Here is a 14,258-nt window from a genome sequence, read left to right as displayed (position 1 = left end):
TCGTGTTGGTTGCTGCGGATAGCTGAGCTTCCCAGGCCCAGCGGGTGGCGCCATCGGGGCTGGTAGACAACACATCCGCACGCCATAGTCCCTCGGGCCCGGCCGCCTCAACGGACGCATGGTGCCCTGCCTCGCGGACGGAGCTGGCTAGTGCCAGCTTCAGTCGATGATGTTCGACCGACTCACCCGCCAGCGCACACTGCCGAGATGCTCCCGGATCATGGGCGAAGAACCGTACGCCGCCTGGGGAAAGCTTGGCATGGACGCGGTGGTGGCAGGCCGGACATAACAGCATCGGCCGAGGCCGCATCCGGTGAACGCTTGCCCAGTCCCGCCCACAGCCCAGATCCGATTGAGTGGCGTCCAGGATCCCGAAGGAGGGATCAATCGCGGTGAGACCCATTCCTACCTCCCCCGTTCTATGGCCATCAGAACAGGCGTGTCTCGACGGGGACGGCTGTGTCTGTTGTGGTGCGGAGTTCAGCAGGGACGGGGACACCGAGTTGGATGGCTGTGGGGGTGTACAAGTCGGCGCTGACCTCAGGGGTGGTCAGCGAGATGAGCAGGCCGTATGTAACGCTCCGGCCGACGCGGTCGGAGCTGTTGTGGTACTTCCACCAACCGCCGGCGGGATAGACGGCAAGGACACCGCAGTCAGCCAGCTCCCGGGCAGTGCCTCTCCAGATGTCGGCGTGCAGGCAGCCGCGGTCACGATTGGTTGGGCCCACGAGCCAGTTCTTATCGGCGTCGAAGGGCCGGATGCTCGTACGGGCGTCGTCCTCTGCCTGGGCGGCTTGGGCGATCCGCCTCTCGAACTCCTCCATGGTCTCGAAGGGACCTTTGAGAGCGAAGCGGAGACGGTGGGAGGCGTAGGTGTGCTGCCCGAGCATGCCGCGTCGGCCCGGGTTGGGTTCGATGAAGTAGGACAGCGTTACCCGCAGACGCACCTCCTCGGCGTCCAGATCCAGAAGCTGCTCACGAGGCCAGGGCAATTCATGCAGCTTCAGCTCGCCGAGGCGCACCGTCCTACTGTCGCGGACAAAGGGCTTCAACGAGCCCTGAACGATCATGGTGACGGCGCTGGCAGTACTGGACAACACTCGCTCTTCGCTGGGCACACCCCAGCCGTAGCGTCGCAGCACGGTGCGGGCGAGCTGACCCGCACCGATCTTGCGGCGACCATTGCGGTTGTAGACGCCCTCGATCATGGCGTCGGTCCACTGGGCCTCATGTACGAGCAGGCCGCGAACGGTTTCTGCATGCAGGTTCGGATAGCGGGCGTAGGCGAGAGCTGCGAGGCGGGCAGCCTGCGCCGTCGCGGCGCTCGTGGCATCGATCGTGGTGAGCAACTGACCGAGATGCGAGCGGGCCGTGGTGGTAAGAGAGACCGCGTCGTGGCCGCTGACCACGGTCAGGTCGTCATCGACGAGGAGGTTGCCTCCCTCCATCACGATGTCAGGCTTCAAAGCCGCAGCGTCGCGGAACATCACAGAGGTGCGGCTGTGCGGGGAAAGCAGCCCGGGCGCTGCAACCGTCCGATAGCCGGCGAAATCCTCGGCAGTAGGCACATGAGCAAGTTCGGTATGACCGCCGACGGTCAGCGCATTCCACGCCTGCGCCGGATCCTCGATTCGGGAGGTGTCGCACAGATCCAGGTAGGTGGCCGTTCCGTTTCCATCCATGAGGTCGGTGGCGCGGTGGTCACGGACGTTGCCAGCGGAGACGACGATCAAGCGTGTTTGATCGGGTTCTGGTGGCCCGAGCAGGTCGATGCGGTCGTGTGTCACTGTCACGTCCGTGCCGACAGCGAGAGCGTCTACGGCCGCGGACCACAGGGTTGCCGTTCCGTCAGTTCCGTTGACGCCCTCCCCGGACTCAGCTGTCACGGCCATGGTGAACACGCGGGTGCGAGACTGCTCGGGATTCGCTGTTTCGGCCGTGGCAACCGCTGTCGCCGTCACCTCTCCAAACGGCTGCGGTGTTGCCGGGGCTCTCTGCGGAAGGATCTTCACCGACTCCAGGTGATGATCCAGCCGTATCGGTGCGGTCGACGAGAGCGCGCCCTCAAGATCCCCGAAGGCTGCCAGGCCGGCCATCCGCGTTCCATGTCCACGAGGGTCGTTATCGTCCGGCCCTTCTCCGCCGATGACGCTGTCAGCGCCGATGAGGATGGGGCGCAGCAGTGGGTGCTCCTGGTCCACGCCGGTGTCGAACAGCGTGATGGTGGGTGCGCCAGGTGCGGGAGGATGAAGGCGACCGACGAGATCGACTACGAAGTCGCGATGTAGGTCCCTCAGCTCACGGCTGTGGAACTCTTCAGTGAACGTCGGCCTGCGGATCTCGGACGGGCAGGCGTTCGTGCGCAGGACCTGGGTCAGTCCGCGCACGTTGGTGCGCAATTGGGCGACCCGGAAATGCCCGATCCCAATGGTCCGCTGCGCCATGTGCCAGCCATGCACCCGCGACAAGTGCCGCAGGGTTTCTACGGGGGCCGCCTTGCTGAGCGCGGGGTCAAGCCACAACTCCCACCAGATCACGGCATCGGGATCAGGGAGGGGGTCCTGCTCCTGCCACAGACTCTCCACCGTGGCTTGTTCGATCTGCTCGACGTTTGCGACCAGTGCAGCGTTCTTGGGCTTGCCGGAGCTGGTGTTCTCCGTGAACTGGTCGATCTTTCGGAGAAGCGTGGGCACCGACCCGTCAGGCACCCACACCACGGCTTCCTGCGGCCGCTCCTCATCTGCCTCGTGGACGCTCATGAGCGTCAACCCTGACTTGTCGAGCGAGTCCAACTTCAGCTCATGTTCTGGAGCTGCTTCCACACGGATAGCGAACCCGTCCGCGCGATCACGAGGGTCCAACGAGCTCCGTGCGCCGAGAGCCTCCGCCTGCGCGTCCTCGACATTGCTGATTAGCCGAGCCGAATGCCCAGGACGATCGGAGGTACGGTCGATCAGCTTCTGAGCCTGTCCAGCCGCTCGGGGTGGCCGGGGCGTCAGCGTACGCGGTGACCAGGGAACTAGCAGATGCGGGACGCTCGGAGGGGAACCCTCAGGCATGACGCAGGAGGTGCCTTTCGTTCAGGGCGCCCCTCAGGTGGTCGGCGTCGATCGTGTCGCTTCCCCCGAGAATCGCCCGCTTGGCGGCCGCCTCGGCAGCCTTGACCAGCTCAGCGTGACTCAGCTGCTCTGTGAGAGCAGAGAGATCTCCCCACGCTACCCCTGAGGTGTCCATTGCGGCGAGCCGTCGTCGCAGAACTTCAATAGCCTGGTCCGTCGACGGTTGCCCGTAGACGATCGCCAAGTCGAACCGGCGGAAAAGGGCACCGTCAAGCAAATGACGATGATTGGTTGCCGCTACCACCAGACTCTCCGCAGGCGCTTGGTCCAAGAAGAGCAAGAACGAATTCAAGATCCGACGAGCCTCACCGACGTCATTGCCATTGGCCCGGTCAGCACCCAGCGCATCGAACTCGTCAAACAAGTACACAGCGCGCGTCTGCGCTGCGGCATCGAACACTAGGCGCAGCTTCGAGGCGGTCTCACCCATGAACCGGCTGATCAGCCCATCCAAGCGGATCGTAAATAGCGGCAGACCGAGCTCTCGTGCCAACGCTGCTGCCGTCATGCTCTTGCCTGTGCCCGGCGAGCCAGACAGTAGTAGTCGGTGTACGGGCGTAAACCCAAAACGCTCCAAGCGGCCTCGCTGGCGCTGCTCATGCAGTACCTTCTCCAAAGCCGTACGCGTGTCATCGGCCAGGGTCATGTCGGCCAGTCGGGTCTCTGGATAGTCAGCGGTAAGGAGACTCGCCAGCTCCCCGCGTGGCTGCACCACAGGCGTAGGGGCAGGCTGGCGGCTGATCTTCTCTGCTCGCGAAGTGTCGATCAGCTCCCGCAGTTCTGCCGCAAGACGACTATGGCCCTGTCGTGCAGACTTTGCCGCGACCTGCAGAGCAATGCTGTAGAACCGCTCGTCATCGCCAGCCGCATGTGCGCTAAGCAGTGCCTTGAGGTGATCGGCGCTCGCCGTCACGGTCTACGCCTCCCTCGCTCCTAGGTCCAGCCACCGTAACGCGAACCTCGGACAGCCAGCATCACTGTCCGCCGACACCGGAGCCTCATCGTAATTGTTCCCAGCCAGTGCATACGTCTGCACGTCCTACCCGGCTCACACGCAGGCTGAAGCCTGGGTGCTCACCTTCAAAGCCGGCCAGGCTCCAGCCCCCGGAGGGAGTGGATGCTGAGCGCGGCGTGCCTGATCGTGACCACCGCTCAGCACCGGGGTAGTCTGGGAACAGGCGGCTGACCTGCCAAAAGGCCGCGTGGCTCCACCCTCGGGCGAAGAGGTCGGGGCCTTTCTCGTCGGTAAGGCACTCCGCTGCGTGCGAGTTCGAGACCTCGACTCGCCCACCGCTCAACCTGCATCGATCCCGGCGGGCATCCTCAAGTGGCTCCCTCGGGAGGACTCTCGGGGGGCGGCCAGTGGACACGCAGTGGACGGAAGGACCCGGAAGGATCAGGAAGGCCGGCTCAGGGCCAGAACGGCGAAGTGCCTCTGACCTGCGGTTATAGGAAGATCGAGGCAAGAGTGGGGCCGGATCGGAAGATCCGAAAAGGACTCATAATCCGCCGGCCGTGGGTTCGAGTCCCACCCGCCCCACTCCAGCCTCTCGGCGCAGGAACGTTCAGGTACGCGCGTGCGGGGACGCCACCGTTGCAGGCGTACACATCCGGAGGCCGCGCACGCCGTAGACGTACCGGCGGGCCCGTTCGACACCCTCGATGACGTGCCCGCCGGCCATGCGTTCCGCGATGCCCGCCAACGGGCCGGCCGGCAGCGGCAGCCTTCGCGTCGCTTGCACCGTCGGACGAGTTCCCTCTTCGTCGGTCGCGTGGCCGGCCACCGGTCACGGTCCGTGCCTTGTGCGGTGGGTGTGGCTAGCCGCATCCTGATATCCGTGAGGGAGGGGTGGCTTGTGGGGGGAACAGATCACCGCGTCGTCGCGTCAGCGACACTGGACACTTCGGTCGTGGCACCACGGGAACGTGAGGACACGATCCGGCACGCATTGTGGAAGTCCTTCTCCCGGGTCGACATCGATCACCACGCCCCCCAGGAGGCCATAGGGGCCCGTATGGGGCTCGGCACCGTGGGGCCCATGAAGGTCTGCTCCGCCCACGGGACCCCGGTGTCCCTGCGCCGTACGGAGCGGCTGGCCCGGGAGGACGCCGAGCCGTCGGTGTTCCTCGGTCTTCAGGTGACGGGGACCAACCTGGTGGGTCAGTACGACCGCCAGTGCCTGGTCGCGCCGGGGAACCTCGTGGTCTTCGAATCGACCGCCCCGTACACGCTGCGCTTCGAGAAGGCCTTCGACTACCTCTCCCTGCGCATCCCGCGCGAGGCGCTCGCGCTCCCGGAGCGGGTGCTGCGCGACGTCGCCGCCATCGCCCTGGGCCCGGGCAATCCCACCGCGCGCCTCGCCTTCACGTACTTCTCCCACCTGGCCGCCAGTGAGGAGTTACGCACCGGGGCGCACGCCGAAGCGATCATCGGACCCAGCGTCGAACTTCTCCGGGCCGTCGTGACCTCCCAGTTCGACGGTGCCGGCCACGGCCGGGCGGCGGTGTCGGAGGTGCCGCTCAGCCTGTGCATCACCAAGTACATCCGTGAGCACCTGGCCGACCCGGCCCTGTCGGCCCCGCGCATCGCCGCCGCGCACGGCATCTCGGTCCGCCATCTCTACACCGTGCTGTCACGGTCGGGCATCAGCCTCGGAGACTGGATCCGCACGCACCGTCTGGCCGAGTGCAGGCGGGAACTGGCGGGCCCGGGCGGCCGGGTGCGGACCATCGCGGCGATAGGCCGTACCTGGGGTTTCGTGGACGCGACCCACTTCAGCAAGGCGTTCAAGCAGGCCTACGGCCTCTCACCGCGGGACTGGCGGGAGCAGTACCACCCCGCCCCTTCGCGCGGGAGAGCCGCGCGGGCGGACGTGCGCATGGCCACTCCGAGGCGTCGGTAGGCGTCGGCAGAGCTGGGCATGCTTTCACCGCCCTCGGACCGACGGGGGCGCCGGGTCATCCGCGCTCCGCGCCGTCCACCGTGTCCGCTTCCTCGTCGTCGCGTTCACCCTCCGCCTGGGAGGGAGTGGTGTGCGGCGGGTCGGTGGCGTCGTTCCGCTCGTCGTCGCGTTCGCCCTCCGCCTGGGACGGGGTCTGTTCGCTCATCGGGGTGCCTCCTCCTGCCGGACGGGGTCCCGGGCCGGGTACCCATCCGGGGCCGGCGGCACCACTCAGCGTCCGAGCCGGCCCAGTGCCGTCCGCAGGGCCGTGCGCACCTCGGCCGGCGGGGGCGGGCCGTCGCTCTCGGCGCTGGCGGTGACCGCCGCGGCGACGGTGCGCAGCTTGGTGTTGGACAGCTGGGAGGCCTCGCGCAGGATGTGCCACGCCTCTTCCGACGTACAGGCGTGCAGCGCCATGAGCACGCCCCGCGCCTGGTCGATGACCGGGCGGGAGGCGATCGCCTGGCGCAGCTGGTCCACCTCCTCCTGGAGGACGTGCAGCCGCTCGGCCGGGCCCGAGGGGGTGGTGAAGGGCGCGGACTCCGGTCCCGGCTCCGGCTCTGGCTCCGGGGCCGGCTCCGGCTCCGGCTCCGGTGCCGATTCCGGCTCCGGACGGTGGGCGGTGGCCCGCAGTGGGTCGGTGGTGTCCAGGCCGGCCAGCTCCAGGATCCGCAGCGGCTGGCCGCGCCAGTTCGTCGCCGTCGCGGGCACCGCCTGCCGGTGGCTGTAGCCGCCCAGCAGGTCCAGGAACCGCAGCCCGGCCGTGTCCATGAATCTCACGTCGCCCATGTCCAGGTCGACCCGGTCCACGCCGGCCGGCAACGCGGCCAGGGCCTCCGCCAGGATGTCCGCGCACCCGTGGACGAGTTCTCCACGCGGGACGAGCAGTGCCCGGCCGGCGTGCACCCGGCCGTCGATGACCAGGGTGGCCGGCGTCCCCGCCAGACGTGGTGGTGCCGCTGGGGTCATGTCACCGCCTTGTCCGTCCTTGCTCCGTCTGACAGACGTTCGCCAACGTCGCACAGCCCCCGTCGGCCGTCGGACCGACCGGGAAACAGGGTCCCGGCCCGCAGCGGTCCGGCGGCGCTGTCGGTTCGCCTGCCCGCCGGAGAGCGGACTACACCCGGGCCCGGGGAATGCTCGGCCCAACGATGGGTAAAGGCCCTGTCCGCGGGCTCCGGTCCGGTCCACCCTCCCGGCCCTCCCGCGCCCTCACAGAGGCGACCGCCACGTGACCGTCGTCCCGCCGCCGTCGCCCCCGCCGGTCTCCCCGTCGTCGCCGACCGTCAGCCGTACTTCGTCCCCGCCGCCCGGTGAAGCGGCGGTCGCGTCGACGGCGACCTCGACACGGGAGACGCCCGGCCGTTTGGCCGCGTCGGTCAGGGCGTCGCGCAGGGCGGTGAGCAGGCGGTCCGCGACCCGGTCCGGTACGCGGGTGTCGACGGCGCCCGTGAAGTGCGTGGACGGCGGGAAGCCGAGCAGGGCCGCGGCGGACGCGGTCTCGCGCAGCACTCGGCCGCGCAGTCCGGCCGGCGGGTCGGCCGGGGGCTGCTGCAGCGCGAAGATCGTCGTACGCACCTCCTGGACCGTGGACCGCAGTTCGTCCACCGCCCGGCCGAGGATGTCGCGGACGTCCTCGGCGCCGGGGCGGCGTTGCGTGGACTCCAGCATCATGCCGGTGGCGAACAGCCGCTGTACCACCAGATCGTGCAGGTCCCGGGCGATGCGGTCGCGGTCCTCGTAGACCGCGAGGCGCTCCCGGCCGCGCCGGGCGTCGGCGAGGACGAGAGCGAGCGCGGCCTGCGAGGCGAACTGAGTGGCGAGCAGCCGTTCGACTGCCGTGTAGGGGCGGTCGCCGCGGCGGCGGGGGAGGGCGAGGGTCCCGATCAGCCGGCCGCTCGCCTCCAGGGGCAGCATCATGCTGGGCCCGAACCGGTGTCGCACGTGCGTCGTCATGCGCGGATCGGTCGCCGAGTCCGCGACGAACACCGGCTCGCCGCCCAGGAGCTGTTCCAGGACGGGGCTGCCCGGCGCGATGGCCGCGCCGACGATGCCGTCCGGGTCGTCGGGCGTCGAGGCGGTCACGATCTCCATGCCGCCCTCGGCGGTCGGCTGAAGGATCACGCCCGCGTCGGCGCCGGCGAGGAGCCGGGCCCGTTCGGCGACCGTCGTCAGCGCGTCGTCGGCGCTGTCCCCGGTGAGCAGCGCGGTGGTGACGGCCGCCGCGCCCTCGAGCCAGCGCTCGCGCTGCCGGGCCGTCTCGTACAGCCGGGCGTTGCCGATCGCGATGCCGGCCTGCGCGGCGAGCACCCGCAGCAGTTGCTCGTCGTCGGCGGTGAACGGGCCGCCGCCGGGCCGCCGGACGAGACACAGCTCGCCGAACTCCTCGTCGCGCTCGCCGTCGCGCACGTGGATCGGCACCCGCAGCCGGGGCGCCGACTCCGGTACGCCGTCCCGGCCCGGGGTGCGGATCTCGGCGAGGCCGTCCCGGCCGGGGTCGGCGGTGGTCAGGGCCGCCGAGACGGCACCGGTCAGTTCGGCGGCGCCGTCCACGATGTGCCGCAGGGTGCTCCGGAGGTCGAGGTCGGTGCCCACCCCCAGGACGGCTTCGAGGAGGCGGGTCAGTCGGGGCGCGGGCTGCGCGGTCATTCCGTCCGGGTTCCTCGGGTTCTCCGGGCTCCGCGGCTTCCGGGCTCCCCCGGTCCGCTCGCCGGTGGGTCAGTCGGACGAGGCCGGGTTCAGGGCCAGCGGCTCGACCCGGCCCTCCAGCATGGTGCCGAGGCCCTGGACCGCGCACACGTCGGGCCGCTCCGCGATGTGCACCGGCATGCCCGTGGCCTGACGCAGCATCTGGTCGAAGCCCGGCAGCAGCGCGCTCCCGCCGACCATCATGATCCCGCGGTCGGCGAGGTCCGCGACCAGGTCCGGCGGGCAGTCCCGCAGCACCTTGCCGATCCCGTCGAGCACGGCCGTCAGCGGCGTCTGGATGGCGTTGCGCACGGTGGCGGTGTCGACCCGCACACTGCGCGCGAGCCCCGTCGCCACGTCCCGGCCGTGGATCTCGGTGGTCGTCGGTCCCTGCGGGGTGAGGCCGTTGCCGGAGAGGGCGAGTTGCAGCGGGCGTACGGACTGGCTGGGCAGCACCAGTTCGTGCTGGTGGCGCAGGAGCTGCACGATCGCGTGGTCCACGGCCTCACCGCCGACCGGGATGCGTTCGGCGGTCACGATCGAGCCGAGGGAGAGCACCGCGACCTGGGTGGCGTGCGCCCCGCACACCATGATCATGGTCGCCTCGGGCTGCTCCACGGGCAGTCCGCAGCCGACCGCCGCGGCGATCAGCGTGTCGACGAGTTCCACGCGGCGCGCGCCGAGCCCGACCAGCGTCTCGATCGCCGCCCGCTGGGCCAGCGGGTCGGCGTCGTGCGGGGTGCAGGCGGCGGCACGCAGCCGGGGCTTGCGGCGCAGCGCGCGGCGGATCTTGTCGCCGAGCAGGTGCCGCAGCATGCGCTGGGCCATCTCGATGTCGACGACCGTGCCGCCGGACACGGGCCGGACGACGCGGATGTAGGCGGGGGTGCGGCCGGTCATCTTCTCCGCCAACTCGCCGACCGCGATGAGCGCGCCCGTGCGGGTGTTGACCGCGGCGGCGGACGGCTGGTCGACGACGAGCCCGGCACCCTTGACGTACACGCGGGTCCGCGCCGCACCCAGATCGACGGCGAAGTGGCAGCGGCGCAGCTGCTCCAGACTGGCGGTACTGGCGGTCATGGCAGATCCTCCCGAGAGCGCGGACCGTGCGGGGCCGCCCGGTGGCCGGCCTCCCAGGCATCGTGCGCTGGGGCCGGGGCGGGCGCCTTCTGGAGAGGGCCGGGCGGGGGGCCGCTGAATGGGGGGTGTGCGATCAGCGTTTCTCGGCCGCCGTGAGCAGCGGACGGAGGTCCGGTACGAGGAGCACGTCGCCGTCCGCCGCTCTCAGATCCCGTCGGACCCGTTCGGCGCGCCAGTAGCCGACGAACGGCAGGCCGATGGCGCGGGCGGCGGACTGCTCGGCGGCGCAGGAACCGATCAGCACGCACTCGCCGGGGGTCGCGTCGAGCCGCTCCAGGGCTCGCCGGAGGACGTCCGGGTCGGGCATGAGGCGGGTGAGGCCGGCGTCCCGGCCGTGGACGCCGCCCGGCAGGGCGTCCAGCAGGCCCCGGCGTCTCAGGTAGGCGGTGACCGGGGCAGGGGCTCGGTCGGTCACCACGGCGGTGGGCACCTCGCGGGTGTGCAGCGCCTGGATCAGCCGGTCGGCGAGGGGGGTCGGCCGCGCGGTGCGCGCCGCCCGGGCCTCGTGCCGGTCGAGCCGGAGACGCACGTCATGGGCGAGCCGGTGTCCGGCGAGCGCCCGGATGAGGTCGAGCGTGCCGGCGTACCCGTCCGCCGCGACCCGGGGCAGCGCTGCCCCGGTGAGCGCGTCCTCGGGATCACGCTCTTCGACGAGGAGCGCCGCGATGTCCAGGAGCACCTCCCGCTCCGCGGCGGGCCGGTACAGCCGGGCCGTCACGTCGTCGAAGCCCAGGAGGACGCAGCGGGCTCGGGCGATCAGGTCTTCCGGAGTGTTCGCCGCGCCGGCCGGTACCGCCACGCGCGGGCCGCGGGCCCCGTCGACCGTGCGGTACCAGCCCCTGTCGGCACCCAGCGGCCGGAACGCGTCCGGGGCGAGGGCGGGGCCGCCGTCGCCCCCCTCCGCGTCCTCGTACACCTCGTCGTAGTACAGGGAGTCCGAGAGGGCGATGACCGCCTGTGCGCCGGAGGCGTCCAGGGCCGCGTCGACCGGCCCGGGGTCGGCGCGGAATCGCTGGACCTCAGCGCCGTCCACGCGGAACTCCTCCTGCCAGAACTCGACCCGCAACCGCAGGCCGTCCAGGCGTGCCAGCTGTCCGGGCAGCCCCTCCACGGTCGCCCGGAGGAGGCGGGAGGACTCCACCCGCGGCGCCAGCAGCACGAGGAGGCCGCCGTCCTGATCGTCCAGGAGTTCGTACGCCTCTCCGTGGAGCCCGCTGCCCGTCAGCAGGTCCGCGACCACGCCGTGCAGGGCCGAACGGGCCTCACCGCCCGGGCGGCCGTCGGCGAACGTGAAGCGGGCGCAGTCGCGGAAGTCGGTGTCGAAGTCGGTTTCCTCCTCCGCGGCTTCCGCCGCCGCGAGTTCCGCGACCTCCGCCATGATCTCCGCCCGCTCCAGGACCTCCGCCGGGTCGAGGTCCGAATCGTCCTCGGGATCGCCCACCCACGCCCCGCGCGCGGCGAGCAACTCGGCCGCCTCCGCATTCTCGGTCGTTTCCTCCGGCTCCTCCAGCAGGGGCGTCCAGAGGCCGTCCTCCGTGGGGAACGGGCCCTCCGGAAGCTCGTCCGGCGCGGACACGGCGCCGTTCGGTCCGTCCGGGGCCGGCGGCTCCTCGTACGCCTGCCACGGGGCGTCGTCCGCCGGCTCGTCGTGCTCCTCGCGCAGTTCCCGGCCCAGCGCCGCCAGAGCCGGGCTCCGCCCGCCGGACAGTTCGTACTCCTCGTACACCGCCAGGGCCTCCTCGCCCCGGCCCTGGCGGCGCAAGGCGATCAGGTACAGGCGGCGGAAGTCCTCCCGGTGCGGGTGGGCGTGGAGCAGGCCGTCCAGGTCGGTGGACGCCCGGTCGTACTCGCCGAGGGCCAGGTCGAGTTCGGCACGCTTGGTGTGCAGGGCGAGGCGGAGCCGGACGAGGCGGGTGCGGGCGGTGCGGGCGGCGGGACCGGGGACGTCCGCCAGCGGCTCGGCGCCGTGCCAGAGGGCCAGCGCCCCGGTGACGAGGTCGCGGGCCTGGGCGTGCGCGCCGTCCAGCCGCGCCGCGTCGGCGCGCCGTACCAGCTCCTCGCACCGCACCACGTCCACTTCGTCGGCGCTGGTGTGCAGGGCGCAGCCGTGGGCGGACGCCGCCAGTACGCCCGGGCCCAGGACGTCCGCCAGCCGCGCCGCCAGCCGGGTCACCTCGGCCCGCGGGTTGCGCGGCTCGTCGCCCGGGTCCCACAGGCCCCACCGCAGCTCCTCGTGCGTCACCGTGCGGCCGTGCTTGAGCAGCAGCATGGCGAGCAGCGCGCGGATGTCCGGCGGCAGGTCGGGGGAGCCGTCCGGCAGCCGCACCCGCAGCGGTCCCAGGACGTCGTACCGGCGCCGCTCGTACGCCTCGGCCGCCAGGGCCGGAAGCCGCGGGGCCGCGAGCAGCCCCAGGCCCTGGGCCTGCGTCGCCGACGAGGCGGACATCAGCTGGTCGAAGGCGTGCGCGTAGTGGATCCGCAGGCTGCCGGGCAGCCGGTCCAGGTGGCGGGAGTCGATCGGGACCGTCAGGCGCGAGGTGCCCGACGTCAGCAGCAGCAGGACGTCGCACAGGGCCCGCAGGTCCTCGGAGCGGCCGGCCGGGCCCGAGGTGCGCCCCGGCTCGAAGAGGCTCAGCCGGGCCGTGCCGTCCGGCAGCAGGACCACCCGGGACGCCTCCAGACCGCCGTGCGTGACGCCCGCCTCGTGCAGGGCGGTGAGCGCCGCCGCCAGCTGCGCCCCCACCGACACCGTCAGCGGCACCGGCAGCCGCCGGCCGCCCGACCGGGTGAGGGCGTTCAGGGCGATGCCGTCGAGGTGCTCCATGACGACGTACGGGATGTCGTCCTCTATGCCGCGGTCGAGGACGGTGACCAGGTTCGGGTGGGCGATCTCCGTCAGGCGGCGCGCGTCGCGCAGGAACGCCTCGCGCGACGCGGGGTCGGTGTTCGCGTCGTGCAGCCGGACCATCACCGTCCGGTTCGCCGCGGTGTCCTCGGCCAGCCACATCCTCCCGGTCGGCGCGAGGCGGCGCACCGGCCGGTAGCGCGCGCTCACCGCGCGCGGGAAGGGCGACGCGGCCGGTGGCCGTTCCCGCGCGGCCAGCTGCCGCGCGCTCTCCTGGCTGATCGCCGCGAACGACTCGTTCCGGTCGGCCCGCTCGGTGCCGTCCCGGTCGGGGATCAGCGCGCGGAACTCGCCGGGCGACCGCCCCGCCCGTTCGTCGATCAGGCCGCCGGTCCGCAGCAGCAGCTCGTGGGTGCGGTTGCGCGCGGTACGGGGCAGACCGCGCAGCAGCAGGTCGCGCACGCCGGGGCGGAACGCGTACGAGCCGGGGGGCCCGGCGACCGTGGTGAGCAGCCCGCTGAGGATGACCTCCGCCAGGTGCTGGGGGAGCGGGTGCGGCTCGACGGCGGCCTGCACCAGCCGCATCACCGGCAGGTCCGGACGCCCCAGCGCGAGGTGGCCGGCCAGCCGGAAGGCCTCCGGGGACGCGCTCGCGCGAAAACGCAGGACCAGCTCCCCGGCGGACAGCCGCGACACGTCGGTACGGTCGTCGGCGTCGGCCGGCAACGGGCGGTGCAGTGCGGCGGCGGCGCCCGGGTACTCGGTGCCGCCCGGGCTCGCGACCAGTGCGGCCCAGTTCGCCAGCCACTCGGGTCCCGGTTCCAGCACGGGTACGTGCACCGCCTTGCCGGGCGCCGGGGGCGCGGTGCCGTCGTCGTACGGAGTGAAGGCGAGCGACGCGCTGGGCGCGGCCCGGTGCGGGGCCGACAGCCGGCCGGGGACCGGCGGCAGGGCGGTGTCCCGCCACAACTGCTCGGGCAGCGGCTGCAGGACGGCCATGGGCGTACGGCGCGCCCAGCGGCGCAGGGTGCCGAACCACCGGGTGCCGGCCGGGCCCTCGCGCCACTGCGGTCCCATGCAGTCGCTGATCAGCAGGGTGACGGTACGGCCGTCGGCGGGCGCGTCGGCTCCCTCGCCGCGGACGGTGCCGTCGGGTTCCGCACGGTGCAGGGTGACCGTGCGGAAGACGCCCGACTGGGCGAGCGTGGCGTGCAGTTCACGCACCAGGGGCTGCCAGACGGGCATCGTGGGGCCCGCGTCGTGCACCAGGTTCAGCCGCAGCCAGCGCTCCCGCACGGGCCGCAGCACCGGCAGCCACCACTCGGGGCCGGCCCCCAGCCGCGCGATGCGGTCGGCGGTCGCGGCCTCGTCCACCTCGTGCCCCACCGGAGCGTCGGTGCGGCGCTTCAGCGGGCGCAGGGAGCGCTGCAGCGCCAGCGTGTGCCGCAGCATCGGCGGGGCGGGTGCGAGCAGTGCGCTGTGCGGTTCGACGGCCGAGGTGCCCGGTGCGGGTGCCGGGGACGG

8 protein-coding genes are annotated in these 14,258 nt (G+C 71.7%); 1 reads left to right on the top strand and 7 read right to left on the bottom strand.

Annotated elements, in window-relative coordinates; genetic code table 11:
* Positions 1 to 428 precede the first annotated feature (428 nt).
* Positions 429 to 2,759, bottom strand: a complete 2,331-nt coding sequence (locus tag EBH09_RS11100; protein WP_193776235.1) for a S8 family peptidase — start codon at positions 2,757 to 2,759, stop codon at positions 429 to 431.
* A gap of 292 nt (positions 2,760 to 3,051) precedes the next feature.
* The gene (locus EBH09_RS11095; RefSeq protein WP_121746822.1) at positions 3,052 to 4,032 is read right to left on the bottom strand and encodes an ATP-binding protein; all 981 of its coding nucleotides are present in this window, start codon (positions 4,030 to 4,032) and stop codon (positions 3,052 to 3,054) included.
* Positions 4,033 to 4,975: 943 nt separating this feature from the next.
* On the opposite strand from EBH09_RS11095, the gene EBH09_RS11085 reads away from it, so the two are divergent.
* The gene (locus tag EBH09_RS11085) at positions 4,976 to 6,022 is read left to right on the top strand and encodes a helix-turn-helix domain-containing protein (RefSeq protein WP_121746821.1); all 1,047 of its coding nucleotides are present in this window, start codon (positions 4,976 to 4,978) and stop codon (positions 6,020 to 6,022) included.
* 55 nt (positions 6,023 to 6,077) lie between these two features.
* On the opposite strand, the gene EBH09_RS11080 is transcribed toward EBH09_RS11085, so the two are convergent.
* From EBH09_RS11080 to EBH09_RS11060, 5 genes are all read right to left on the bottom strand, one after another.
* A complete protein-coding gene (locus EBH09_RS11080) occupies positions 6,078 to 6,227 on the bottom strand; it encodes a hypothetical protein (protein WP_193776234.1) in 150 nt (49 codons plus the stop codon).
* A gap of 65 nt (positions 6,228 to 6,292) precedes the next feature.
* Positions 6,293 to 7,030: an ANTAR domain-containing protein gene (locus tag EBH09_RS11075; RefSeq protein WP_121746820.1), complete on the bottom strand. Its 738-nt coding sequence runs from the start codon at positions 7,028 to 7,030 to the stop codon at positions 6,293 to 6,295.
* Positions 7,031 to 7,273: 243 nt separating this feature from the next.
* Positions 7,274 to 8,710 (bottom strand): GAF domain-containing protein, encoded by a 1,437-nt coding sequence (locus EBH09_RS11070; protein WP_121746819.1) that lies wholly within the window; start codon positions 8,708 to 8,710, stop codon positions 7,274 to 7,276.
* 69 nt (positions 8,711 to 8,779) lie between these two features.
* A complete protein-coding gene (locus EBH09_RS11065; protein ID WP_121746818.1) occupies positions 8,780 to 9,829 on the bottom strand; it encodes a rod shape-determining protein in 1,050 nt (349 codons plus the stop codon).
* A 133-nt stretch (positions 9,830 to 9,962) separates the two neighbouring features.
* A partial coding sequence (locus EBH09_RS11060; RefSeq protein WP_121746817.1) for an SAV_2336 N-terminal domain-related protein occupies positions 9,963 to 14,258 on the bottom strand: 4,296 nt, incomplete at its 5' end.

Origin of the sequence: Streptomyces sp. E2N166, assembly GCF_003671715.1 — a bacterium.
GTDB lineage: Bacteria > Actinomycetota > Actinomycetes > Streptomycetales > Streptomycetaceae > Streptomyces > Streptomyces thinghirensis.
The sequence above is the reverse complement of the archived record's forward strand: the minus strand, read 5'-3'. Positions and strand labels throughout refer to the sequence as shown.

Excerpts from the sequence above, each read along its gene's own strand:
- EBH09_RS11070 (WP_121746819.1), bottom strand. The coding sequence starts at position 8,710 with ATGACCGCGCAGCCCGCGCCCCGACTGACCCGCCTCCTCGAAGCCGTC.
- EBH09_RS11080 (WP_193776234.1), bottom strand. The coding sequence starts at position 6,227 with ATGAGCGAACAGACCCCGTCCCAGGCGGAGGGCGAACGCGACGACGAG.
- EBH09_RS11100 (WP_193776235.1), bottom strand. The coding sequence starts at position 2,759 with ATGAGCGTCCACGAGGCAGATGAGGAGCGGCCGCAGGAAGCCGTGGTG.
- EBH09_RS11075 (WP_121746820.1), bottom strand. The coding sequence starts at position 7,030 with ATGACCCCAGCGGCACCACCACGTCTGGCGGGGACGCCGGCCACCCTG.
- EBH09_RS11065 (WP_121746818.1), bottom strand. The coding sequence starts at position 9,829 with ATGACCGCCAGTACCGCCAGTCTGGAGCAGCTGCGCCGCTGCCACTTC.